Below are 21905 nucleotides of genomic sequence, written 5' to 3' on the forward strand. Positions count from 1 at the left end.
GCACGGTCAGTGGCGCTGGGGCAGACGGCCCCCGGGGGGCGATGCTGGGTCAGGCGGCGTGGTGGGCGGCGAGGGCGTCGCCGGCCTCGACGGCGGCCTCCTCGGCACTCTTGCGCATCAGCGCCGCGGTCTCGGTGAACTCGTCGAGCGCCGGGTTGACCCCGACCAGGGTGAACTCCCGCTCGACCACGGTCAGGTCGGCGCCCCAGACGTCGCACAGGATCCGGCGCAGGAAGTCGACGTTGTGGTCCCAGCCCTCGCGCGGGGTGCCGGGGCCGTAGGCGCCGCCGCGGGTGGTGAGCAGGACGGTGGGGGTGCCGTCGAGCAGGCGGGTGCCCATCGGGGCGCCGGCGCAGGCGAGGTCCATCCAGGTCTTCACGTGCTGGGAGACGCCGTAGTTGTAGAGCGGGAGGGCCAGGACGGCGGTGGTGGCCTGCTGCAGCTCGCCGGCGAGCGTCTCGGCCAGCGCGAGTGCGTCGCGCTGGGCGTGGCTGCGGTCGGCCTCGGGGGTGAAGCCACCCGAGATCGCGGTGGCCCAGGCGTCGGCGGGGAGCGGGTCCTGCGCGAGGTGACGCCGGACCACGGGCACGTCGGGGTGGGCGGAGACGACCCGCTCGAGGACGAGGTCGGCCAGCGCGCTGCTGGCGGAGTGGTCGCCCTGGATGGAGGCGTCGATGCGGAGGACGGACATGGCTGCTCCTGAGGAGAGTGGGAAAGGCGTGTTGAATGTTCAAGTCGAGACGTTACGCGTTCCGACTTGAATGTTCAAGCGGGCGAGTACGCTGGGGGCATGAGCACTGAGCGCACGCCGGACGAGCACGGGGAGGTCCCGTGGCTCTCGCCGGAGCAGCAGCGCGAGTGGATCGCCCTCGTCCAGCTGCTCGCCGTGCTGCCGCCGGCGCTCGACGCCCAGCTCAAGCGCGACGTGGGTCTCAACGGCTACGAGTTCCAGGTGCTCACGGCCCTCTCGGACTCGCCCGACCGCACCCTGGGGCTCAGCGAGCTGGCCGAGTTGGCCCAGGGATCGCTCTCCCGACTGTCGCACGCCGTCACCAGGCTGGAGCGCGGCGGGTACGTCGAGCGGCGTACCTGCACCGGCGGCGGCCGGCGGATGGAGGCGCGGCTCACCGACGCCGGCTTCGCCAAGCTCGAGGAGGCGGTCCCCGGCCACGTGCGGGAGGCGCGCCGGCTGGTGATCGACGCCCTCACCCCCGAGCAGCTCACCGCGCTCGGGGACGCCGCCCGCGCGATCCACGCGGTGGCGATCGCGGACCCGCCCGAGGCCTGCCGCGAGGCCTGCGCCGAGGCGGCCGGCGACTGCTGACGGGGCCGCTCTGCTCCCGCTCCAGGAACGTGCCTCAGTTCCGCGCCGTTTCCCGCCACCCCGGCGGACCGACCCGGTCGAGCACCTCGACCATCGCGGGCGTCGTCCGGCAGGTGGGGTCCGCGCGGTAGCGGACCGTGTAGGAGACGTTGCGGTAGCGGCCCCCTCGGGTGTCGGAGAAGTTGATCTGGAGCAGACCGTCCGCCGTGCTGAAGTCAGCCTCGCCCAGGCCCGCTTCGGGCAGTCGGACGTCGCGACAGCGAGTGACCTCGGACATCGAGCCGGGCACTGGATCGGTGCCGGGTGCTGGATCGGTGCCGGGCGCTGGGGAGCCGACCGCCGGCGTGAGCACCCAGCAGCTCGCCGCCGCCTCGGTCAGCGCGGCGTCGCCCGCCTCCCAGCGCACCGGGCACGTGAGATCGACCTCCCGTTCGCTCGTGTCACGCAGGTCCAGGAGCTCCCCGGTCCCAGTGGAGAAGAGCAGCAGTCGGAGCCGCCCCGGGTGCTCCCCCAGCAGCACCGCGACCCGCTCGCCGCCCGGCGACAGGGACGCCTGACGGGTGAAGAGCTGTCCCCAGCCGCGCGGCGCCAGCTCCTCCCTCCCGACCGCCAGCGCGGTGACGCTCCGGGTCTCCATCGCGAGGTCGGTCACCAGCCAGGTGAGCCCCTCATCCCCCCGCTCCCCCTGCGCCTGGACCACGCCGAGGGACTCCTCGTCGAGGAAGCCCGCCACGGCGCCGGGCGGATACCGGTGCTCCAGGACCGCGCCCCGGGTGTCGACCAGGTTCACGTCGCCGTCGGCCACGGGCACCAGCACCCGGGTGCTGTCGGGCGACCACAGCTGCGCGCTCATCGCGGTCGCGAAGACCTGATCGGCCGACACCGGCTCCTCCTGGTCCGCGCGGAGCAGGAGGAGGTCCCGCAGGGCGCCGGACTGCGCTCCGGAGTGGGCCGGCCGGGTGTAGGAGAGCCAGCGGCGGTCGCCGCTGACCGAGATCGCGGCCGCCCCGCCGTCCTCCTTCAGGTCGAGGCGGAAGGACGTCCCGTCGCTGCGTCGTACCTCCCAGGTGTCGCCGACCCGCTCGACCGCGACGTACACCGCCCCCGGGAAGGAGACGGGGTCGGTCGCCGGCTCACCCACCGGATCGAGTACGACCGCGCGCAGCCCGGGAAGCCCGAAGGCGATGCCAGCCACCACTGCGACGCACGCCGCGGCCCCGGCGGCCCGGCGCTGCCGCCTGCGACGTCGCGCGCGAGCGCCTGCCTCGACGTCCTCCACCTGGTCCCCCACAGGCATATTGAACGCACGCCGTGGCGTCCATGGACAGGTCCCACGCGGGATCCCGGACCACGCCACATCCCTTGACAGGCAAGTGACCACTTGCCTAACGTCTACGGCGTGGGGGACATCTACAAGGCGCTCGCGGATCCCACGCGGCGCGTCTTGCTGGACGAGCTCATGGATCGGGACGAGCAGACGCTCTTCGAGCTCTGCTCGAGGCTGGCGATGAAGCACGACCTGACCCCGAGCCGACAGGCCGTCTCGCAGCACCTCGACGTGCTCGAGTCGGCAGGCCTGGTGCGGACCGAACGCCGGGGCCGCTACAAGCTCCACACCATCGACACCACCCCGCTCGAGGAGATCTCGATGCGGTGGCCACCACGAAGGGGAACCCCATGAAGCTCCAGACCGTCAGCATCTTCGTCGACGACCAGCAGCGTGCTCTCGACTTCTACACCGGAAAGCTCGGCTTCCAGGTGACCGCGGACATCCCGATGGGCGAGCACCGCTGGCTCACCGTCCGGGGCGGCGAGGGCGCCACCGAGGTGTCGCTGGAGCCGAAGGGGCACCCGGCCACAGGACCGTTCACCGAGGCACTGCTGGCCGACGGCATCCCCTGGTGCACGCTCGCCGTCGACGACCTGGACGCCGAGCACGCGCGGCTCACCGGTCTCGACGTCACCTTCACCCAGCCGCCCACGGACGTCGGGCCGGTGCTCGTCGCCGTCCTCGACGACACCTGCGGGAACCTGCTCCAGCTCGCCCAGGCCAAGGGCTGACCGCACTCCATACCGGCCCACCTAGACTCGACAGCGGAGCCACCCGCTCCACCGGACGAGGGAGCCGTACCCGGAACGCGACAAGACGGCCGTCTGGAGCTTCACATGGCCTGGTTCGTGCTCGTCCTCTCCGGCGCCCTCGAGGCGGTCTGGGCAGTGGCCCTCAGCAAGTCCGAGGGGTTCACCCGGCTGGCGCCGTCCCTGGTCTTCGCGGTCGGGATCGTGCTCAGCATGGGAGGCCTGGCCTACGCGCTGCGCACCCTGCCCGTCGGCACGGCGTACGCCGTCTGGGTCGGCATCGGCGCCTCCCTCACCGTGACCTACGGGATGGCCACCGGCGCCGAGACGGTCACCGCGGTCAAGCTCCTGCTCCTGCTCGGGCTGGTCGGGTGCATCATCGGGCTCAAGCTCGTGCACTGACCAGCCGCGCGACGGCGTCCGCGACCACGGAGCCGAACATCACCGGGTCGTTGTGGTCGGCCTCGGGGAGCACGACCCGTTCGACCAGCACGTCGGCCCGCTCCGCCTGGTCCGCCACCTCGGCGCTGAGCCCGGCGGGCACCACCGAGTCGCGCAGGCCGTAGAGCACGGTGGTCGGCACGTCGCTGTCCGCGACGTGGTCGGCCACCGGGAACCGGTCGCGCAGCAGCGCGCCGACCGGCAGCCAGGGGTAGTGGTGCGCGCCGACGTCGGCCAGCTCGGTGAACGGCGAGCGGAGGAAGACGGCCGCGGGCCGGTGCCGGTCCTGGAGCGCGGCGACCACGGCACAGCCCAGCGACTCCCCGAGGTAGACCGTGCGCTCGGGCGGGTAGCCCGCCTCCGCGAGCGCCACCACGGCCGCGTCCGCGTCGGCCGCGAGACCGTCCTCGGAGGGGCTGCCCGGATTGCCGCCGTACCCGCGGTAGTCCATCAGCAGCACGGCGAAGCCGCGCTCGCGCAGCTCCTCGGCGATCCCCACCCGACCCAGGCGGTTGCCGCCGTTGCCCGGCGCGACCAGGACGGCCATGCCGCTGTCGGGGTGGGCGTCGGTGCCGGTCCCGGCAGGGACGAACCAGGCGCCGAGCTCGAGGCCGTCCTCGGTACGCAGCACCACGTCGCGACCCCCGGGCAGCACCTCGGCGGCCGGAGGCACCATCGAGGTGTCGGGGAAGTAGACGAGCTGGCGCTGCACAGCCCAGAGCATCGCGACCGTCCCACCCACCAGGACACCTCCGATCACCAGCGTGACGAGGCGGCGCCGCAGTCGACCGCCCGCGGTCCCCGCCCTCGCTCCATCCATCGACTCCATGCTCGCGCCGCCCGGGCGCGACGGCAACCATCCGGCGGCCCGTTTCGGCGACCGGGCCGGGCGGATCGCGCCCCAGGCGTGACCCCGCCCCGGACGGCGGGGGATCCGTCCGGGGCGGGGCGTGTAGGGCGGATCCGAGTGGATCCGGGAGGAACAGGCCGGGGGTCAGACCTCGAGGTAGTGCTGCTGCTCGGCGTGGCCCCGCGGCTGGTGGGCCAGCTCGCCGGTGTCCTCGTAGGCGTTCTCGGCGTGCAGCGCCTGGTCGACCCCGCGCCGCTCGTCGGCCTCGCTCACCCGGATGCCGATGGTGCGCTGCAGCACGGTGGCGATGACGAAGGTGAGGGCGAAGGTCCACGCGCAGGTGGCGACCAGAGCGACGACCTGCTTGCCCAGCAGCACGATGCTGCCGCCGTAGAGCAGTCCGGCCTCGCCGATCGGGGAGTCCGGGTGACCCAGCAGGCCGATCGCCAGGGCGCCGACGATGCCGCCGACCAGGTGCAGCGCGACCACGTCGAGCGCGTCGTCGTAGCCCAGGCGGTGCTTGAGGCCGACCGCGAAGTAGCAGGCCACGCCGGCGAGCACGCCGATGGCGAGCGCCCCGATCGGGGAGACCGTGCCGCAGGACGGGGTGATCGCGACCAGCGCGGCGATCGCGCCGGAGCAGGCGCCGAGCGTGGTGGCGTGCCCGTCGCGCAGCTTCTCCACCACCAGCCAGGCGCAGGCACCGGCGCAGGCGGCGACCAGGGTGTTGAAGATCGCCACGGCGGCGTCGTTGTCGGCGGCACCGAGCGCGGAGCCGTCGAAGCCGAGCCAGCCGGTGAGCAGCAGGCCGACGCCGACGAGCACCATCGGCAGGTTGTGCGCCTTGGGCTGCACGGGCCAGGTACGCCGGCGGCCCAGCACGATCGCCAGCGCCAGCGCCGCGATCCCGGAGTTGACGTGGATCGGGGTGGAGCCGGCGTAGTCGACCGCGCCCAGGGTGTTGGCCAGCCAGCCGCCGGTGTAGCCCTCGGCGTCGAAGGCGAAGGTCCAGTGCGCGACGGGCAGGTAGCAGAGCACGACCCAGATGGCGGCGAACACCATCCAGGCGCCGAACTTCATCCGGTCCGCGGCCGCGCCGGCGACGATGCCGATGGTCAGTCCGGCGAAGGCGAGGTGGATCGTGGCCAGGCCGATCGCGGGGAGCCCCGCGCCTTCCTCGGCCACGAGCAGCGAACCCATGCCGGCGAACTCGAACGGGTTGCCGATGATCCCGGCCCCGCCGACGGAGTTCCCGAAGACCACGGAGTAGCCGAAGGCCACCCAGATGAAGGCGCAGACGGCGAAACCGCCGAAGACCATCATCATCATGTTGGTCGTGGTGCGCCGCGAGACCATGCCGCCGTAGAAGAGGACGAGGCCGGGCAGCATGAGGACGACCGCGATGACCGCGGTGAGGAGCCAGGCGGTGTTGCCTGCGGTGGTGGGATCCATTGGGTGCGCCTCCGGTACGGGTGGGGGAACGCACCGTGCTGGGTCCGGTCGTGCTGGATTCGATGCGTTATTGAAAAGAGTGGAGGCCCGTCTTTTCAATAGATCATCGAATCCGTTTCGGTCTGGTTAAAACTCCCGCTCGAGCTCAGCCAGCGCCCGGGCCTCGACCTCGGGCGTGGACGCAGGGTCGGCGAGCAAGGCCCGCAGCGCGGTGGTGGCGGCCAGCCGGGCGGCGACCTCGGGCTCCGCCAGGGCGGCGTCCCCCTCGGCGTCGGGGCCCGGGGTCCGGAACCTGTGCTGGATCCCCTCGGTCTGCGCCAGGCACGCGAGCGTAGCCAGCCTGGGCTCCCCCGGCAGCAGCTCACCGGACTCCATGCCGGCTGCGACCACCGCCTCGATCGCCGCGCGCAGGCGCCCGTAGTCGTCCAGGATCTCCGCGAACGAGTCGGGCTGGGCGGCAGCCACCCGCTCGAGGTCGTAGAAGTCGAGCGCGCCGCGGCACATCTGCAGCACGTCGGTGTACAGCACGGCGTAGAGCCGGACGGCCGCGGGCGTGGTCCCCGCTGCCAACCGCTCGGCGACCACCAGCGACTGCCGGTTGGCCCCGGCCAGGCCGCGCAGCAGGTCCTCCTTGGACCGGAACCAGTAGTAGACCGACGACTGCCCCAGGCCGACCGCGCGAGCGACCTCGGTCATCGTGGTCGCGGCGTACCCGCGCTCCGCGAAGAGCCGGGTGGCGGCGTCCAGGATCTCCTGCTGAGGGTCCCCACCGGTGGAGCCGTCGCGGCGGGGCCGCCCGACGGCGCGCCGCCGACTCGACTCGGCACGACTCGGCTCAGGACGGCGGGGCTCCTCGCTCGTGGGGGTCAAGACAGTGCTCCGCTCGCTCGTCCTGGTCGGTCCACCGACCTGCTGGGGTCGGCCGTCGGGGACGACATGCTGCCCCATCCACGATCTACCCTCGCTCAGGTGACCCCCGACGACGTACGCCGTCTGACCAGATCGGCACCCGAGCGCTGGGGCGAGCTCGAGCTCGTCCACCGCTCGGAGGGCGACCACCTGCACGTCACCCTGCGGCACGGTGAGCTGGACGGGGTACGCCTGCCCCAGGGCACGCCGGTCCACGAGCGAGGCGCTCCGCCCTCGAGCTGGACGGTTCGGCCGCTCGAGCCCTACGCGACGAACTATCAGTGGTCGGCGATGCTCGACCCCTACGAGCTCACCGCGGGCGTGCAGCTCGACGACGTACGCCTCGGCGAGCTCTTCGGTCGGCCGGTCGTGGCGTTCACCGCCCGCGCGGTCGAGGGGTACGACCCGGTCTGCTCCTGCTGCCCTCTGGTCCGCTCCGAGGTCTCCGAGCGGCTGGAGCAGGGAGACGACTGGCAGCCGACCCCCGGCCAGCTGCCCGACGCGGTCGAGCTGGCCCTCGACCTGGAGGTCGGCATCGTGGTGAGCAGCCGCGAGCGAGGCGGCGAGTGGAACGGGTGGTTCACCAACGAGATCCTCCGGGCCAACTGACAGGCGGAACACACTGACGGGCGGGGCGCACCGAGAGAGCGGGGAGGCTCGAGAGTTTACGGGCGCGCAACATTTTCGATGTTCCATCGAAACTTCTCCCCCACATGCTTTCGATAAGTCATCGAAAGCACCCAGGAGGACCCCCATGAGCGCCACCACCGAGACCCCCGCCACCGTGAGCACGACCGCCCCCGACGTGGCCGAGGTCCAGGCCCGGCTCGAGGCCGCTGGCGTCCGCTACGCCATGGCCGGGTTCACCGACGTGCACGGCCGGCTCAAGGGCAAGGTCGTCCCGATCGGCCACCTGCCGCAGATGGCCCGCGGCTCCGAGCTCTTCACCGGCGCCGCCGTCGACGGCGTACCCCAGGAGATCAACGACGAGGAGGTCGCCGCGCACCCCGACCTCGCGCGCTCCTTCGTCCTGCCGTGGAAGAAGGACGTCGCCTACTTCCCCTCCACGCTCTACACCGAGGGCAAGCCGTTCGAGGCCGGCGCCCGGCACATCCTCCAGCGCCAGCTGGACGCCGCCGCCGAGCTGGGCCTGACCTTCAACCTCGGCATCGAGACCGAGTTCTTCGTGCTCAAGGACGGCCCCGCCGGCCCCGCCGAGGTCTCCGAGCGCGACACCGCCGAGAAGCCCTGCTACGACCTGACCACCACCCTGGACAACTTCGGCTGGCTCACCGAGCTGGTCGAGGCGATGGACGAGCTCGGCTGGGACGTCTACTCCTTCGACCACGAGGACGCCCGCGGCCAGTTCGAGATCGACTTCACCTACTCCGACGCCCTCACCATGGCCGACCGGGTGACGTTCTTCCGGATGATGGCCGGCGAGATCGCCCGCAAGCACGGCTACTTCGCCTCGTTCATGCCGAAGCCGTTCGCCGACCGCACCGGCTCCGGCGCGCACTTCAACATGTCGCTCGCCGACCTGGTCACCGGAGAGAACCTGTTCGCCACCGGCGAGGACCCGCACGGCGTGGGCGTCTCCGAGCTCGGCTACCACTTCATCGCCGGCATCCTGCGGCACGCCAAGGCGATCAGCGCGGTGATCGCGCCGACCGTCAACAGCTACAAGCGGCTGGTCCGCCAGGGCTCGACCTCCGGCTCCACCTGGGCGCCGGTCTTCGTCAGCTACGGCGACAACAACCGCACCAACATGATCCGGGTCCCGTCCGCCGGTGGCCGGGTCGAGTGCCGCGCCGCCGACATCAGCTGCAACCCCTACCTGGGCGCGGCGATGATCCTGGCCGCCGGGCTGGAGGGCGTGCGCGAGCACCTCGACCCCGGCGCCCCGCACCGGGAGAACATGTACGAGTACTCCGACGCGCAGGTCGCCGAGCTCGGCATCGACATGCTCCCCCGCAACCTGGGCGAGGCGGTCGAGGAGTTCCAGGCCGACTCGCTCTCCCGCGAGGTCTTCGGGGAGGCGCTCTACAACTCCTTCATCGACCTCAAGCGCGGCGAGTGGGACGCCTACACCGCGCACGTGTCGAGCTGGGAGACCGAGCGCTACCTGAAGTTCTTCTGATGCCTCAGCTCCCTCTGCAGCCTCCTGGGCAGCCTCCTGGGCAGTCACCCCTGCGGCTCAGCCGGCTCGCGCTCGACCTCCCCCTGGAGTCGGGCGCGAGCCTGCCGGCCGAGCTGGTCTACGGGACCGCCGGCACGCTCGCACCCGCACGCGACAACGTCGTCCTGGTGCCGTCGTACTACACCGGCACCTCCGACTCCTACCTGCCGTGGATCGGGCCGGGCCGGGTGCTCGACACCGACCGGTGGTTCGTGGTCGTCGTCGACATGCTGGGCAACGGGATCTCCACCTCCCCGTCGAACGCCCCGCACGAGTACGCCGGGCCGCGGTTCCCGCGCGTCACCGTGCGCGACCAGGTCCGGGCCCAGCGGGCGCTGCTCGACTCCCTCGGGATCGACCGGCTCCGGCTGGTGACGGGATGGTCGATGGGCGCGATGCAGGCCTACGAGTGGGCGGTGAGCCACCCCGACGCGGTCGACGCGCTGCTCCCGATCTGCGGCGCGGCGCGCTGCTCGCCGCACAACCGGGTCTTCCTCGAGGGGGCGCGGGCGGCGCTGGTCGCCGACCCGGCGTTCCTGGACGGCTCGTACGTCGCTCCCCCGGTGGTCGGGCTGCGCGCCTTCGGCACCGTGTACGCAGGCTGGGCCTACTCGCGCGAGTTCTTCCTCGACGCCGGCGAAGGCAGCGACCGGGGCTTCCGGGCGCTCGGCTACACCTCGGTCGACGACGTCCTGCGCGACTGGGCGCTCGACCACGCCGCCCGCGACGCGAACGACCTGCTGGCGATGATGGACACCTGGCTCTCCGGAGACGTCGGCCGGGAACGACCGGGCGGCTACGACGCGGCGCTGGGCTCGATCACTGCCCGGACGATCGTGATGCCCTCGACCACCGACATGTACTTCACCGTCGCGGACTCGGCCGTCGAGGCGAGCCTGGTCCCGGGCGCCGAGCTGCGCCCGCTGGACTCCGAGCTGGGGCACGTGGCCGGGCGACCCGGCGTACGGGAGACGGAGACCGCGGCCATCGCCGCGGCCGTGCGCGAGCTCATGGAGGGGTAGCCCGCTCGGGAACCGCGCCGCTACGTTCTGGTCATGACTCTTCGACTCGGCATGGTCAACTTCGACGCCCTCGACCCGGCGCCGCTCGCGCGCTGGTGGGCCGACCAGGTCGGCGGCGAGGTCGCCGACCCGTACGACGGCTCCTTCCTGCTGGTCACCGGCGGTCCGGTGACGCTGGCCTTCCAGCAGGTCGACGACCCGACGCCGGGCAAGAACAAGATCCACCTCGACCTGACCGCCGACGACCTCGACGCCGAGGTCGACCGGCTGCTCGGCGCGGGGGCCACGCTCGTCGAGCGACGTGGCGACGACTCGTTCCGGTGGGTCACGCTGGCCGACCCCGACGGCAACGAGTTCTGCGTGGCCGGCCAGGAGGAGGCGGAGGCTTCCGCGACCTGAGGCTGAGGCCCTGGTCCATTCCTCGGGCGGGCCCGTTGGCCGCCGGTGTCGCGGCGTGCTCCCATGAGGCGCCCCGCGTCTGGCGCGCGGCACGAACGACCACGGGGGTCCTTGTGAAGCGAGTCCGACCTGTCCTCGTCCTGCGGTCCTCGGCGACCGCGCTGGCTGCTCTCGTCGTCGTGGCAGGCTCCGCACCGGGCGTAGTCCTTGCTCCTGCGGCGGGGGCGCCCGGCTCGGCGTCCGGCTCCGCGTCCGAGCGCCCCGCGGCGTCCATCTGTGCCGGCAAACCGGTCACCATCGTCGCCAGCACGCGGGTCCGGCAGGGCACCGAGGGAGACGACGTGGTCGCGATGAAGCCCTTGGACTGGAACACGTTCGACGCCCTGGGGGGCGACGACACCATCTGCCTCGACCTCGGGTGGGTGCAGGCCGGCCGCGACATCGTCCCCTCGTCGGGCTTCCTCAACGCCGGCCCGGGCGACGACGTGGTGATCAACCTGGCGGACTCGTTCGGATTCATGGCCGTGGGCCTCGGCAGCGGCGACGACCACTTCACCGGCAGCAGCTTCCCCGGCATGAACGAGAGCGTGTACGCCGACACCGACGTCGTCGACTACGCCGAGAAGCCGCCGGCGGTCGACCCGGCCGGCGGGCACCGGGACGTGATCGACATGGGCGACGGGCGCGGCACGGACGAGTACGGCAACGAGGGCGGCGAGGTGCTGTGGTCCGCTGCACCGCCCGGCGCGAGCAACCCCGACCGGATCACGTTCGGGACCGGGACGCCCGAGCTCCACTACGACGGCGCGATGGCGCCGGAGGGGAGCATCGACTTCGGGGGCTCCTCCGAGGTGTCGCTGCACCTGCCCCGGCCCGGCGCCACCGATCCGCTGACCGCGGGAGAGGTCCTGATCGACAACGTGGCGCGGCGCGCGTCGGTGGCCGGCACGCAGGTGCTGGCCTGGCAGGGCCAGGTCTCGCGCTTCGTGCTGGGCACCGAGGGCCGCAGGTGGCCGCTGCCGGTCTCGTTCCAGGGCTCCGACGCGGACGAGACCCTCACGTTCTACGGCGGGATGTTCGGCGACCTCCGGTTCGGTGCCGGGAACGACTCCCTGTCGGGCTCGGGACGGTTCGGCTACAGCGAGGGACTGCGGTTCCGCTCGATGGACGGCGGCCCCGGCGTCGACTATGCCGGCTTCCGGACCGGGTGCCGCGACCTGACCATCCGCCTCGCCGGGGAGATCAGCTGCGACGGCACCACCGCCCCCTTCCGCGGGATCGAGCGCGTGGAGCCGCTCAGCCGGACGGACGGCGGACAGGTCACGGTCGTGGGGACCGACGCCGACGACTGGATCGCGGCCCGCGCCGAGCGGGTGACGGTGCGTGCGGGGGCCGGTGACGACGACGTCGATGGCGCGTGGGGTGACTCGGTCCGGGTGCACGCCGGCCCGGGAGACGACACGGTCCTGGGCTCGGGCGACAAGGTGCGCGTCGACGGCGGTGCTGGGGAGGACGGGGTCCGCGTCCACGGACTGGACCTGCTCGTACGTCTCGGGTCCGGGGCCGACATCGTCAGCCTCCACGCTCCGTCAGGACGGTGGCCGTGGAGCAAGCCCAGCGACCCCTCGCGCCGCGCCGTCGCGTTCGGCGGGCCGGGCAACGACGACCTGCGAGGCACCACGTGGGCCCGGCGCGGCGACCGGCTGGTCGGAGGACCCGGGCGCGACCGTGCCGACGGCCGGTCCGACCGGGTGACCGGCGTCCGGGACCACTGCGACGCGGAGGTCCGTCGCCGCTGCCGGTGAGGATGCGGTCGCCGCGCCACGGGTACCGGTCGGTCATGACAGACGACCCCCAGGGATTCCTCTCGCTCATCGACGCTCGCACCCCCGACGCCACCGACGGCAGGGCGACGCTCGTCGTCGACGTCGACGAGCGCCACGCCAACCACGCCGGGGCCGTGCACGGCGGGATGCTGGCGACCCTGGTCGACACGACCATGGGCGCGGCGATCATGAGCACCCTGGACGGCGGCTCGACGGCGACCAGCCAGCTCACCGTGACCTACCTGCGACCCGCCAAGCCGGGCCGGCTGGTGGTCTCCGCCGAGGTGGGCAAGCGCGGACAGAACCTGACCGTCTGCGACGCGGAGATCGAGCAGGACGGCGAGACGATCGTGCACGCGCTGGCCACCTTCGCGCTGCTGGACGGCTGAGGGGCGGACGGCGCGATGGGAGGGGCGGCGCGATGGGACGGGCGGCGCGCGTCCTGCTGACCGGCGTCCGCGGCAAGACCGGCGATCCGCTGGCCCGGCTGCTCTCGGCCCGCGAGGACGTCGAGGTGTGGGGCGGCAGCAGCGACCCGACGACGGTGACCGTCCCCGGCGTCCGGCCGACCGCCTTCTCCTGGGACGAGCCGGCCGGGTGGCGCGCGGCCACCGAGGGGGTCGACGCCCTCTACCTCGTGCGCCCGGACCGCGCGGACGCCCCCGAGCTGGTCTCCTCCCTGCTCGAGGCCACGGCCCCTGCCACCCGGGTCGTGCTGCTGTCGGAGCAGGACGCCGACCACACCGGCCCCGACGGCTGGGCGCCCCGCGTCGAGCGCGCCGTGCGCGCGAGCGAACGCGACTGGACGATCCTGCGCCCGAGCTGGTTCATGCAGGTCTTCACCGACCCGCGCTTCTACGGCGGCCGGCTCGCGGAGAGCGGCGAGCTGCCGTACTCCAGCGGTGGCCGGTCCGTGGCCTGGATCGACACCGGTGACATCGCCGCCGTGGCCGAGCGGGCGCTGCTCGAGGAGGGGCACACCGGGCAGGTCCACGAGATCACCGGCCCGGAGGCGCTCTCCCTGCCGCGGACCGCGGCGCTGCTGGCTGACGCGCTGGGGGCGCCGGTCGCACACCGGGAGACCACCGTGGAGGACGAGCTGGCCGGCACCGACGGGTTCGAGCGCGAGCTCACCCGGGTGACGTTCGAGCGGGTGCACGCCGGCAGCTTCGCGACGGTCACCGACACCGTGGCTCGGGTGACCGGCCGCCCGGCGCGCGGCCTGGCGGAGTTCCTGGCCGCCACCGACCTTGCCTGAACCGGACGCGACGACGGCCCCCGCGGTGCAGCACCGCGGGGACCGTCGTACGTGTCAGGGTCGGTCGAAGCCGAACCCGTAGGAGCCGCTACCGCGGTAGGAGACCACTCGCCAGGAGTAGGTGCCCGCCGTCCCGGTGTAGGTGACCCGCTCGTCCGCGGAGCTGGTGATGCCGCGGGCGACGACCGTCCACGAGGAGCCGTTCCAGCGCTCCAGGTAGAGGTCGAAGTCGACACCCGACGGCCCGTCGAGGCAGCCGATGTGGGTGCCGGCGACGGCGGTGAAGCTGCCGCTGGAGCCGGGGAACCGGTCGAAGTCACCCGTCCCGCTCAGCGAGCCGCTCGCCGTCTCCGGCAGGCTGGAGCAGGCGGACGGCGTCGGCGTCGGCGTCGGAGTGGGCGTCGGGGTCGGCGTGGGGTTGGCGCCGCCGGTGCCGATGTAGAGCAGCCGGTTGGGCGAGCCCGTGCCGACGTTGCTCAGCACCCCGGTGGTGGCCGAGGAGTTGATCGCGCTGCTGACCGTGGCCGGCGAGGCGCTCGGGTTGGCCTGCAGGTAGAGCGCCGCGGCGCCTGCCACGTGCGGGGCCGCCATCGACGTCCCGCTGATCGTGTTGGTCGAGGAGTCGCTGCTGATCCAGGCGGAGGTGATGCTGGAGCCCGGGGCGAACAGGTCGACGCAGGTGCCGATGTTGGAGAAGCTCGACCGTGCGTCCGTGCTCGTCGAGGACCCGACGGTGAGTCCGGCGGCGACCCGGCTGGGCGACCCGTTGCAGGCGTTGGCGCCCGAGTCGTTGCCGGCGGCCAGCGTGTAGGTGACGCCGTCGGCGATGGAGCGGCTGACCGCGGAGTCGAGCGCGGTGGAGACACCGCCGCCCAGGCTCATGTTGGCGACGGCGGGGGCGCCGGCCGCGTGGTTGCTGGTCACCCAGTCGACGCCGGCGATGACGCCGGAGTTGCTGCCGCTGCCGTTGCAGTCGAGCACGCGGACCGGGACGAGGGCGACGTCCTGCGCGACGCCGTACGTCTCGCCGCCGACGGTGCCCGCCACGTGGGTGCCGTGACCGTTGCAGTCGGTGGTGCCGCGGCCGTCGTTGATCGCGGTGTAGCCGGTGCGGACCCGGCCGCTGAACTCGGCGTGGGTGGAGCGGATGCCGGTGTCGATGATGTACGCCGTCACCCCGGCGCCCGAGGTGTTGTAGGTGTAGGAGTTGTTGAGCGGAAGGTTCCGCTGGTCGATCCGGTCGATGCCCCAGGTCGCGGGCGACTGGGTCTCGTTGAGGGTGACCGGCCGGTCGGCCTCGATGTAGGCGACGCGCGGGTCGGCGCGCAACGTCTCGAGGGCCTCGTCGGAGAGCTTCGCGGCGAAGCCGTCGAGGACGTTGCGGTAGGTGTGGGTGACCTTCGCTCCCTGGGTACGGACCTTGCCACGGACGTTGTCCACCTTGGTGGCGCTCACTCCGTCCTCGAAGACGACGATGTAGCGGTCGTTGGCGGCGTTGCCCAGAACGGGGGCCGGGCCGTCGGCGGGGGGCGCGACGGCAACGGTGGTGCCCGGGTAGACGGCGGCGGTCGCGGCGAGTGGCACCAGACCGAGGCTGACCCCCGTGGCCGCGGCCAGGAGACCGTGGCGGAGCGTGCGTGTGGACATGTGGATCCTTCCCGAGAATGGAACAGACGCGAAGAGCGTCGTCCCGCCCGGGGCTCGGTCACAAGGTCAACGGCACCGTTAACTGTTAACAGCCCGAGGGCAGTTGCTGACGTCCTGCTGCGTGCTGTCCTGCTGCTCGTGGCCCTGCTCCCAGGTCCAGGTGATCTCCGTGGTGGGCTGGCAGCCGGTCGCGACCACGTGCACCCGGTGGGTCGGGTCGAGCGTGAGGTCGACCTGCTCCCCCTTGGTCCCGAGGGTGTGGCAGGAGACGGGCCGGGCGTCGGGGTGGAACTCGACCTCCAGCAGGTAGTCGGAGATCGGCAGCCGCAGCCACCGGCCGTACGACGTCTCGTAGGAGCCCAGCACCTCCGGGCGCAGCTCGTACTCGACGACCACCGTCTCCCCGCGGAGCAGCGGTCGGTGGAAGACCAGCTCGGCGCCGAGCACGCCGCTCTCGGGCTCGCCGGCGACGTCGCCGAGCCGGCAGCCGCGCAGCACCGCGATCTCGGGCAGGTGGGCCTCGGCGTCGTCGAAGCTGTGCATCACCACGCGGCGGTCCGGCCCGTCGACCCGTGCGCGCAGGACCTGTCGGGCGGTCAGGGAGACCAGCCGCCGGTCCGGGCCCAGCACCAGTCGGTCGTGGACGCTGATCCGGTCGAGCTCGGTGTCCCATCGGGTGTCGAGCCGGCTGAGCACCCGCGCCTGGGGCGTCTCCGGCCACAGGGTGTCGACGCTCGGCTGGAGGTCGCGCGGGTGTCCCGGCGCGGGCCGGGCGAGGACGGCGTGCAGCGCACCGGGCGGGAGGCCGAGCACCTCCTCGAGGTGGGGCAGGGCCTCCAGGGAGCTCTTGCGCTCCGGTCGGCTGCGCCCCGAGCGCCAGTAGCTCAAGGTGGCGACGCTGATCGTCACGCCCCGCTGCTGCAGGTGGTCGCGGATCCGCTCGAGTCCCAGTCCACGCCGGTCGATGGCGTTGCGCAGCGCCTCGGCGAAGCTGCCTGCCGGGACTGACACCCGCACATTAGAGACCGGTGGTCGGTACGCCCGCAACAACGCGCGTCCGCTCACTCGGGTGAGCGGCCAACTGGGAGTGCCCGGTCTACGTGCGCCTGGTGAACCGGACGTCGCCGTTCGGGAGTGTCTTCGTCGTGTAGCCGTTGTCGTGGGCCCGTTGGTGGTGCCACGGACAGAGGAAGGTGAGGTCGGCGAGGTCCGAGCCGCCGCCGGCACCCCACGGGTCCCGGCCGTGGTGCCCGTCGCACCAGGTCGAGGGGACAGAACAGCCCTCGGCCGCGCAGACCAGGTGGGTCAGGGACTTCGCGAGCCGCTGCCCGGGGGTGAAGAACCGCGACGACCGGCCCAGGTCCATCGGCACCGAGTCCGAGCCCAGCACCGCGGGGATGATCCCAGCCTGGCAGGCCAGCCGTCGGGCCTCGGCGGCGGTGATCGAGGTGACCGACTCGCCGTTGCTGATGATCGTGCCGAGCCCCAGCTCGCTGCGCAGCTCGGCGAGCCCGATGGTGACGACCACGCGAGTCGCCCCGCCCCCGTGGACCGGCATCCGGGTCGGGTCCGCGGCCTCGAGGAACGCGCAGAACGCCTGCCCCCGCAACCGCTCCTGCGGCAACCGCACCCCGGTCGCCGGATCCCGTTGAGCGAACCCACCGAACGGGGTCGCCGCACCTGCCTCGGCGGAGGCGTCCTGCCGCGGTGACGTCCACGCCTCCAGATACGTCTTGAGCCGCGCCGCCACGTGGTCCGGGACCCGAGCCACCACATCGGTCGCACCATCCCCACGGCGGCGGAACGTCAACCGGGTCGCGGCCTGCGCCCTCCGCTCGGCCCGCTCCAGCACCCGCCGCTCGTGCTCGTCGGCGGTCTCCGGGGCCACCACCTCGAGGATCTTCGCGCCCAACCGCTCCAGCTGCCCCGGATCGAACACCCCCGCCTGCTCCACCAGATGCGCCTCCGCCAGCGCCAACACCTCCGGGCTCACCTCCTCCCCAGGCACCGGGTCCACCACCAACGCGTCCAACACCTTCACGATCACCCGCGCCTGCGGCACATTGACCCGGCCAGCCTCAAGCCCAGCGCCCACCAGCCGCCACCGGTTCGCCACCGCCTCCGCGAGCTTCTCCGCCGCCCGCGCTGGGCCGAACCCGGACCGGGTCCGCGCCGCCAACCAGGACGCGGGCGACCTCGCCCCGTCGTCCTCCGCGACCCCGCCCGGTCGGCCGGCGGCGTGGATGACCCGCATTCGCAGCGACTCCAAGCGGTCGCCCAGGCTGGTCAGGTGCAGCAGGGCGTCCCGGTGCGCCTGACCGCTCAGGCCACCGGGGTCCACGGTGGAGGCGAGGCTCAGCGCCTCGTCGATCCACGTGCACGCACGAGTGATCGGGTGCGCCTGTTCCACGTGCTCCGCCATGCCCGACCCCCGTCGTCATCGTGACGGGATGCCCACCCCGTCGACCACGAGTCAACCCACCCCCACCGACATTCCGGCGCCCTTCGGCCCCTCTCATCTCGCATGATGAACGTATGTTCGAAAATATGATTGCGTGGACCTCCTCTACAGTCGTGGAATGCCCTGCACCCGCCCGGCCGCCCGCCTCCGCGAGGCGCCATGAGCGCGACCCCGCAGGACCTGGCCGAGCTCACCGGCTGCCCGAAGAAGATGACCTACGGCCCGTGCGGCGGCGTACGCGACGACGACACCTGCGAGCTCGACGCGCGCCCGTGCCCGTTCGCCGGCCCTGACGCTGACCTCGTCCGGTGGGCCGAGCCGCCAGCCGCCGCAGGCGTCCCGCAGAGCGCGCTGCTCAGCGCCGCGGCCGACGGCCCGGTGGTGCTCACCGACCTGACCATCCCGGCGTACGACGCCGCCGGGCTGGCCGCGGTGGTCCGCACGCTCGCCGGCTCGTGCGACGCGGTGCTGGTCGGCGAGCACCAGAACCGCCCCGACTTCCCGCCCGCGCTGATGGCGGCGCTGGTCGCCGACGCCGGTGGCGTGCCGTGGGTGACGCTCGCCTGCCGCGACCGCAACCGGGTGGTGCTGGAGCAGGAGCTCGCCGGGCTCGCGGTCGCGGGCGCCGACGGGGTGCTCTGCGTGACCGGGGACATCCGCGCCCAGGGGATGCGCCCCGGGGTCAGCCAGGTCTTCGACCTCGACGGGACCCGGCTGGCCGCGATGGCCGCGGCGTCCGGCCACGCGGTGGCCGTGCCCGAGGCTCCGGCCGCGGCGCCCCGGCACCTGCGGCCCGCACGGCTGGTGGAGAAGCAGCGCGCCGGCGCACACCTGGCCGTGCTCAACCACGTGGGCGGCGCGGCCGAGGTGGCGGCGTTCGTGACGGCCGCGCGCGGGCTCGGCCTGACCATCCCGGTGCTCGCCGGGGTCGCGGTCTACACCGACGAGCGCTCCGCCCGGGTGCTGCAGAACTTCCCCGGCCTGCACCTCGATGAGCAGCAGGTCGAACGGGTACTGGCCGCCGATGACGTACGCACGGCGGGCATCGAGCACGCGCTGAGCGAGGCGCGGGCGATGCTGGCGATCGAGGGCGTGGCGGGGGTCAACCTCTCCGGGCTCGGCTCCGGCGATGGCCCGATGGTCGGCGCGCAGGTCAAGGCCGAGGTGGGCAGACGAATCCGGGAGGACCGATGAGCGACTCAGCATCCGAGGAGACCCCGGAGTCGATGGCCGACGAGTTCGACACCGTCGCCTGGTGGACGGCGTCCGCGGTGGCCGAGCTCGGCGAGGACCACGCCCTCCCGGCCGCCTGCCGGGGCAGCGGCAGCCCGGCGGGCCTCGACTGGCTGGCCCGCTCGATGGGACTGACCTCCGGCACCCGGCTCCTCGACTCGGGCGCCGGGGTCGGCGGCCCGGCGGAGTACGCCGCCCGCTCCTACGGCGTGCGCCCCACGCTGGCCGAGCCGATGGAGGGCGCCTGCCAGGCGGCCCGGCGGCTCTTCGACCACCCGGTCGTGGTCTCCGACGGCCTAGCGCTGCCGTTCGCGGACGAGACCTTCGACGCGGCCTGGTCGCTGGGCGTGCTCTGCACGATCGAGGACAAGCGCGGCTACCTGGCGCAGCTGCGCCGTGCGGTCGTGCCCGGCGGCCCCGTCGGGCTGCTCGTCTTCACCCGGGCCGTCGACGAGCTGCCGGACCAGCCCGACGGCAACGCGTTCCCGAGCCGCGAGGAGCTGCTGGCCGAGCTGAGCGCGACCGGGCTGGAGGTCCTCGACGAGACGCCGCTCCCGGACCTGCCCGGCTCCCCCGACGACTGGGACGCGGCCGCGGACCGGGTCGAGGAGGTCGTGGCCCGTCGGCACGGGGACGACGAGCGGTGGCAGCGCGCGCAGGCCCAGCAGGAGACGATCGGCGGACTGATCGGTGACGGCCTGGTGGTGGGCGTGCTGATCAGCGCCCGACGTACGAAGAACTAGGCGGCGCGCGAGGCGGAGGGCGGCAGCCCGGGGCCCGGCAGCGTCGTCGGTTCCAGGAGTCGACCCAGGCCGGTGAGCGCGAAGAGTCGGCGGCCGGAGCGGCTGGCGCACCGGACCCGGAACGTGCTGCCGTCCCCGGCGGCGCGGTGGCCGGCGAGCACGAGCAGCCCCAGCGTGCTGGCGTCGAAGAAGGTCAGCGCGTCGAGGTCGACGAGCACGTGCGCGGCGCCCTCGTCGGCGGCGTTGGTCAGTGCAGCCAGGAGCGCGGGCACGGCGGCGAGGTCGGCCTCACCGGACGGCGTCACGGCGACGAGGTGCGGAGTGGGTCGGGAGACCTCGACGGAGAACGGCTCCGGCACGCACCGCAGGGCAGAGCCGGACGAGCCGGAGGTGCTGTACGAAGCGGAGGAGCAGGGCGACGGAGTAGCTGTCAGGATGCAGACACCAGGTTCTCGGGGGAGCCGGGGCTCGTTCCCGCGTTGCTTGTTCGCCGGGCCTGCCGCCGCTGGATGCGGAGATCGGTGAGGACCCGGTCCGTTCGACAGTAGGTCGGCGGATCCCGGCTCACAACACCCGCGCGGATCTCGTACGTCGGCCGGCGGGTGGAAACGCCCCCATGCGGTCGAGGGCGGCGGCTTGGGCGACGGGGGTGCGCCGAGCGCTCCGGCGTGCGAACCTTGGCGGGCGCCGCTGCGCTGGGAGGGAGCGCGGCACGCCTCGCGAGGCGCACCGTCACCACTGCTGGGAGTCCCGTGCCGCACACCGCCGACCGTCGCGAGACGCTGGTCCGCCGCGCCGTGATCGTCCTCGTCTCGCTGCTGGCGGCGATCGGCCTGGTCGCAGCCCTGACGAACCTCCCGGCGGACTGGCTGCCCACCTCCGAGACCAGGGCGACCGACCCGGGGCAGGATTCCGGCACCGTCGCCGAGGCCGACGCCGAGGAGAAGGCGGAGCGCCGGGCCGAACGCCGGGAGCGGCGCGCCGAGAAGCGGGCCGAGGCCGAGGCGCGTCAGCTCGCGGCCAAGCAGGCCAAGCAGGAGGCCCGCCAGAAGGCGAAGAAGAAGGCACGCAAGAAGGCCAAGAAGCAGGCGAAGGCCGCAGCCGCCTCCGCCGCCGCCAACCCGCTGGCCGGGCACCGGATGGGCGTCTACCAGGGTCCGGGCGACCAGGCCTGGGCGCCGTACGAGCGCTCCACCGGTGTCAATCGCGAGTTGCTCGCGAAGATCGCCCTGCGGCCCAAGGCCAAGTGGTTCGGCGCCTGGATCCCGGACCGGGAGATCCGCGGCAACGTGGCGGCGTACATCGCCAACAGCACCGGCGGCGACCCGGACGTGCTGGTGCAGATGACCGTCTTCCGGATGGTGCCGTGGGAGCACGCGGCGTGCGGACGGCTGCCCACCCCGGCCGAGCAGGCCAGCTACAAGTACTGGATCGACGAGTTCGCCGCGGGCGTCGGACCGGCCCACGCCGCGATCGTGCTGCAGCCCGACGGACCGTTCGCGCTCTGCGCTCCCGGCGGGTCCCGGTTGCCGTCGGAGCTGATCAAGTACGCCGCGACGAAGTTCGCCGCCCTCCCCAACACCAGCGTCTACATCGACGGCGGCGCGGCCGACTGGCCGAAGGACAACCCCGCGGAGGCCGCGGAGATCCTGGTGCGCGCCGGCGTCGACCGGGTCCGCGGGTTCGCGCTCAACTCCACCCACTACGTCGCCCTGCCCGACGACATCGCCTTCGGCACCAAGGTCGTCGCCGAGCTCGCCCGCCGCGGCGTCGGTGGCAAGCACTTCGTCATCAATACCTCGTCCAACGGCCGCGGGTTCGAGTTCAACCTGGGGCGGGGATCCCACCCGGACAACGCCAACGTGTGCCGGACCCCGCAGGAGCGCGTCTGCGTGACCCTCGGCATCCCCCCGACCGTCGACGTCGCCAACCCGCGTTGGGGGCTGAGCCCGGAGCTGGCCGCCGCGGCCGCCGAGCACGTGGACGCCTACCTCTGGTTCGGCCGCCCGTGGCTGCACATGCAGAACGACCCGTTCGTCCTGGACCGCGCCCTGGCGATGGCGCGCACCACGCCCTGGTGAG

23 protein-coding genes and 1 riboswitch are annotated in these 21905 nt (G+C 73.0%); of the genes, 14 read left to right on the forward strand and 9 right to left on the reverse strand.

What is annotated here, in order from left to right:
* Window positions 1-49 precede the first annotated feature (49 nt).
* Entirely contained in the window at window positions 50-691 is a 642-nt protein-coding gene (locus tag H8838_RS19025) for an FMN-dependent NADH-azoreductase (RefSeq protein WP_185994311.1), read from the reverse strand.
* A 99-nt stretch (window positions 692-790) separates the two neighbouring features.
* Here H8838_RS19025 and H8838_RS19030 point away from each other — a divergent pair, with 99 nt between their 5' ends.
* On the forward strand, window positions 791-1324 hold the full coding sequence (locus H8838_RS19030; protein WP_185994310.1) for a MarR family winged helix-turn-helix transcriptional regulator: 534 nt from the start codon (window positions 791-793) through the stop codon (window positions 1322-1324).
* A 34-nt stretch (window positions 1325-1358) separates the two neighbouring features.
* Here H8838_RS19030 and H8838_RS19035 read toward each other — a convergent pair whose 3' ends face one another.
* Window positions 1359-2615 carry a hypothetical protein gene (locus H8838_RS19035; protein WP_185994309.1) on the reverse strand — a complete coding sequence of 419 codons (1257 nt, stop codon included), beginning with the start codon at window positions 2613-2615 and terminating at the stop codon, window positions 1359-1361.
* Between the two features lie 108 nt (window positions 2616-2723).
* Here H8838_RS19035 and H8838_RS19040 point away from each other — a divergent pair, with 108 nt between their 5' ends.
* The 3 genes from H8838_RS19040 to H8838_RS19050 all read left to right on the forward strand — a co-directional run bounded on the left by H8838_RS19040 (window position 2724) and on the right by H8838_RS19050 (window position 3805).
* Window positions 2724-3005: an ArsR/SmtB family transcription factor gene (locus tag H8838_RS19040; protein WP_185994308.1), complete on the forward strand. Its 282-nt coding sequence runs from the start codon at window positions 2724-2726 to the stop codon at window positions 3003-3005.
* Window positions 3002-3385, forward strand: a complete 384-nt coding sequence (locus tag H8838_RS19045; protein ID WP_185994307.1) for a VOC family protein — start codon at window positions 3002-3004, stop codon at window positions 3383-3385. The genes H8838_RS19040 and H8838_RS19045 overlap by 4 nt, the downstream gene beginning before the upstream one ends.
* Before the next feature lie 30 nt (window positions 3386-3415).
* Window positions 3416-3479: riboswitch (guanidine-III (ykkC-III) riboswitch) on the forward strand.
* An 11-nt stretch (window positions 3480-3490) separates the two neighbouring features.
* The gene (locus H8838_RS19050; protein WP_181312931.1) at window positions 3491-3805 is read left to right on the forward strand and encodes a DMT family transporter; all 315 of its coding nucleotides are present in this window, start codon (window positions 3491-3493) and stop codon (window positions 3803-3805) included.
* On the opposite strand, the gene H8838_RS19055 is transcribed toward H8838_RS19050, so the two are convergent.
* The 3 genes from H8838_RS19055 to H8838_RS19065 all read right to left on the reverse strand — a co-directional run bounded on the left by H8838_RS19055 (window position 3789) and on the right by H8838_RS19065 (window position 7016).
* Complete coding sequence (locus H8838_RS19055) at window positions 3789-4664, reverse strand: alpha/beta hydrolase (protein ID WP_185994306.1); 876 nt, start codon at window positions 4662-4664, stop codon at window positions 3789-3791. The genes H8838_RS19050 and H8838_RS19055 overlap by 17 nt on opposite strands.
* Before the next feature lie 174 nt (window positions 4665-4838).
* Window positions 4839-6146 carry an ammonium transporter gene (locus H8838_RS19060; protein WP_185994305.1) on the reverse strand — a complete coding sequence of 436 codons (1308 nt, stop codon included), beginning with the start codon at window positions 6144-6146 and terminating at the stop codon, window positions 4839-4841.
* A gap of 126 nt (window positions 6147-6272) precedes the next feature.
* Window positions 6273-7016 (reverse strand): TetR/AcrR family transcriptional regulator, encoded by a 744-nt coding sequence (locus H8838_RS19065; protein ID WP_224766263.1) that lies wholly within the window; start codon window positions 7014-7016, stop codon window positions 6273-6275.
* Window positions 7017-7115: 99 nt separating this feature from the next.
* Here H8838_RS19065 and H8838_RS19070 point away from each other — a divergent pair, with 99 nt between their 5' ends.
* The 7 genes from H8838_RS19070 to H8838_RS19100 all read left to right on the forward strand — a co-directional run bounded on the left by H8838_RS19070 (window position 7116) and on the right by H8838_RS19100 (window position 13739).
* Window positions 7116-7664 carry a hypothetical protein gene (locus H8838_RS19070; RefSeq protein ID WP_185994303.1) on the forward strand — a complete coding sequence of 183 codons (549 nt, stop codon included), beginning with the start codon at window positions 7116-7118 and terminating at the stop codon, window positions 7662-7664.
* Between the two features lie 145 nt (window positions 7665-7809).
* On the forward strand, window positions 7810-9195 hold the full coding sequence (gene glnT, locus H8838_RS19075; RefSeq protein WP_185994302.1) for a type III glutamate--ammonia ligase: 1386 nt from the start codon (window positions 7810-7812) through the stop codon (window positions 9193-9195).
* Window positions 9195-10256, forward strand: a complete 1062-nt coding sequence (locus tag H8838_RS19080) for an alpha/beta fold hydrolase (RefSeq protein ID WP_185994301.1) — start codon at window positions 9195-9197, stop codon at window positions 10254-10256. Before glnT ends, H8838_RS19080 begins: the two co-directional genes overlap by 1 nt.
* A 33-nt stretch (window positions 10257-10289) precedes the next feature.
* Complete coding sequence (locus H8838_RS19085; protein ID WP_185994300.1) at window positions 10290-10655, forward strand: VOC family protein; 366 nt, start codon at window positions 10290-10292, stop codon at window positions 10653-10655.
* 179 nt (window positions 10656-10834) lie between these two features.
* On the forward strand, window positions 10835-12460 hold the full coding sequence (locus H8838_RS19090) for a hypothetical protein (RefSeq protein ID WP_185994299.1): 1626 nt from the start codon (window positions 10835-10837) through the stop codon (window positions 12458-12460).
* A 35-nt stretch (window positions 12461-12495) separates the two neighbouring features.
* Entirely contained in the window at window positions 12496-12870 is a 375-nt protein-coding gene (locus tag H8838_RS19095) for a PaaI family thioesterase (RefSeq protein ID WP_181312922.1), read from the forward strand.
* A gap of 32 nt (window positions 12871-12902) precedes the next feature.
* Entirely contained in the window at window positions 12903-13739 is an 837-nt protein-coding gene (locus H8838_RS19100) for an NAD(P)H-binding protein (protein WP_185994298.1), read from the forward strand.
* 54 nt (window positions 13740-13793) lie between these two features.
* On the opposite strand, the gene H8838_RS19105 is transcribed toward H8838_RS19100, so the two are convergent.
* The 3 genes from H8838_RS19105 to H8838_RS19115 form a co-directional block, all read right to left on the reverse strand.
* Window positions 13794-15386: a S8 family peptidase gene (locus H8838_RS19105; protein ID WP_181312920.1), complete on the reverse strand. Its 1593-nt coding sequence runs from the start codon at window positions 15384-15386 to the stop codon at window positions 13794-13796.
* 78 nt (window positions 15387-15464) lie between these two features.
* On the reverse strand, window positions 15465-16397 hold the full coding sequence (locus H8838_RS19110; protein WP_181312919.1) for a helix-turn-helix domain-containing protein: 933 nt from the start codon (window positions 16395-16397) through the stop codon (window positions 15465-15467).
* Window positions 16398-16482: 85 nt separating this feature from the next.
* Window positions 16483-17808 (reverse strand): HNH endonuclease signature motif containing protein, encoded by a 1326-nt coding sequence (locus tag H8838_RS19115; protein ID WP_185994297.1) that lies wholly within the window; start codon window positions 17806-17808, stop codon window positions 16483-16485.
* A 198-nt stretch (window positions 17809-18006) separates the two neighbouring features.
* On the opposite strand from H8838_RS19115, the gene H8838_RS19120 reads away from it, so the two are divergent.
* Together H8838_RS19120 and H8838_RS19125 are read left to right on the forward strand one after the other, a co-directional pair.
* On the forward strand, window positions 18007-19041 hold the full coding sequence (locus H8838_RS19120) for a methylenetetrahydrofolate reductase C-terminal domain-containing protein (RefSeq protein WP_185994296.1): 1035 nt from the start codon (window positions 18007-18009) through the stop codon (window positions 19039-19041).
* Complete coding sequence (locus H8838_RS19125; protein WP_224766264.1) at window positions 19038-19823, forward strand: class I SAM-dependent methyltransferase; 786 nt, start codon at window positions 19038-19040, stop codon at window positions 19821-19823. The genes H8838_RS19120 and H8838_RS19125 overlap by 4 nt, the downstream gene beginning before the upstream one ends.
* On the opposite strand, the gene H8838_RS19130 is transcribed toward H8838_RS19125, so the two are convergent.
* Window positions 19820-20182 (reverse strand): STAS domain-containing protein, encoded by a 363-nt coding sequence (locus H8838_RS19130; RefSeq protein ID WP_185994295.1) that lies wholly within the window; start codon window positions 20180-20182, stop codon window positions 19820-19822. The two genes, H8838_RS19125 and H8838_RS19130, sit on opposite strands and share 4 nt — an antisense overlap.
* Before the next feature lie 393 nt (window positions 20183-20575).
* Between H8838_RS19130 and H8838_RS19135 the strand changes: the two genes are divergently transcribed.
* On the forward strand, window positions 20576-21904 hold the full coding sequence (locus H8838_RS19135; RefSeq protein WP_185994294.1) for a glycoside hydrolase family 6 protein: 1329 nt from the start codon (window positions 20576-20578) through the stop codon (window positions 21902-21904).
* The last annotated feature ends 1 nt before the right edge of the window (window position 21905 follow it).

The sequence above is a fragment of the Nocardioides campestrisoli genome (assembly GCF_013624435.2).
Taxonomy (GTDB): domain Bacteria; phylum Actinomycetota; class Actinomycetes; order Propionibacteriales; family Nocardioidaceae; genus Nocardioides; species Nocardioides campestrisoli.

Excerpts from the sequence above, each read along its gene's own strand:
- H8838_RS19025 (WP_185994311.1), bottom strand. The coding sequence starts at position 691 with ATGTCCGTCCTCCGCATCGACGCCTCCATCCAGGGCGACCACTCCGCC.
- H8838_RS19030 (WP_185994310.1), top strand. The coding sequence starts at position 791 with ATGAGCACTGAGCGCACGCCGGACGAGCACGGGGAGGTCCCGTGGCTC.
- H8838_RS19045 (WP_185994307.1), top strand. The coding sequence starts at position 3,002 with ATGAAGCTCCAGACCGTCAGCATCTTCGTCGACGACCAGCAGCGTGCT.
- H8838_RS19050 (WP_181312931.1), top strand. The coding sequence starts at position 3,491 with ATGGCCTGGTTCGTGCTCGTCCTCTCCGGCGCCCTCGAGGCGGTCTGG.
- H8838_RS19055 (WP_185994306.1), bottom strand. The coding sequence starts at position 4,664 with ATGGATGGAGCGAGGGCGGGGACCGCGGGCGGTCGACTGCGGCGCCGC.
- H8838_RS19060 (WP_185994305.1), bottom strand. The coding sequence starts at position 6,146 with ATGGATCCCACCACCGCAGGCAACACCGCCTGGCTCCTCACCGCGGTC.
- glnT (WP_185994302.1), top strand. The coding sequence starts at position 7,810 with ATGAGCGCCACCACCGAGACCCCCGCCACCGTGAGCACGACCGCCCCC.
- H8838_RS19080 (WP_185994301.1), top strand. The coding sequence starts at position 9,195 with ATGCCTCAGCTCCCTCTGCAGCCTCCTGGGCAGCCTCCTGGGCAGTCA.
- H8838_RS19085 (WP_185994300.1), top strand. The coding sequence starts at position 10,290 with ATGACTCTTCGACTCGGCATGGTCAACTTCGACGCCCTCGACCCGGCG.
- H8838_RS19095 (WP_181312922.1), top strand. The coding sequence starts at position 12,496 with ATGACAGACGACCCCCAGGGATTCCTCTCGCTCATCGACGCTCGCACC.
- H8838_RS19100 (WP_185994298.1), top strand. The coding sequence starts at position 12,903 with ATGGGACGGGCGGCGCGCGTCCTGCTGACCGGCGTCCGCGGCAAGACC.
- H8838_RS19105 (WP_181312920.1), bottom strand. The coding sequence starts at position 15,386 with ATGTCCACACGCACGCTCCGCCACGGTCTCCTGGCCGCGGCCACGGGG.
- H8838_RS19115 (WP_185994297.1), bottom strand. The coding sequence starts at position 17,808 with ATGGCGGAGCACGTGGAACAGGCGCACCCGATCACTCGTGCGTGCACG.
- H8838_RS19120 (WP_185994296.1), top strand. The coding sequence starts at position 18,007 with ATGAGCGCGACCCCGCAGGACCTGGCCGAGCTCACCGGCTGCCCGAAG.
- H8838_RS19125 (WP_224766264.1), top strand. The coding sequence starts at position 19,038 with ATGAGCGACTCAGCATCCGAGGAGACCCCGGAGTCGATGGCCGACGAG.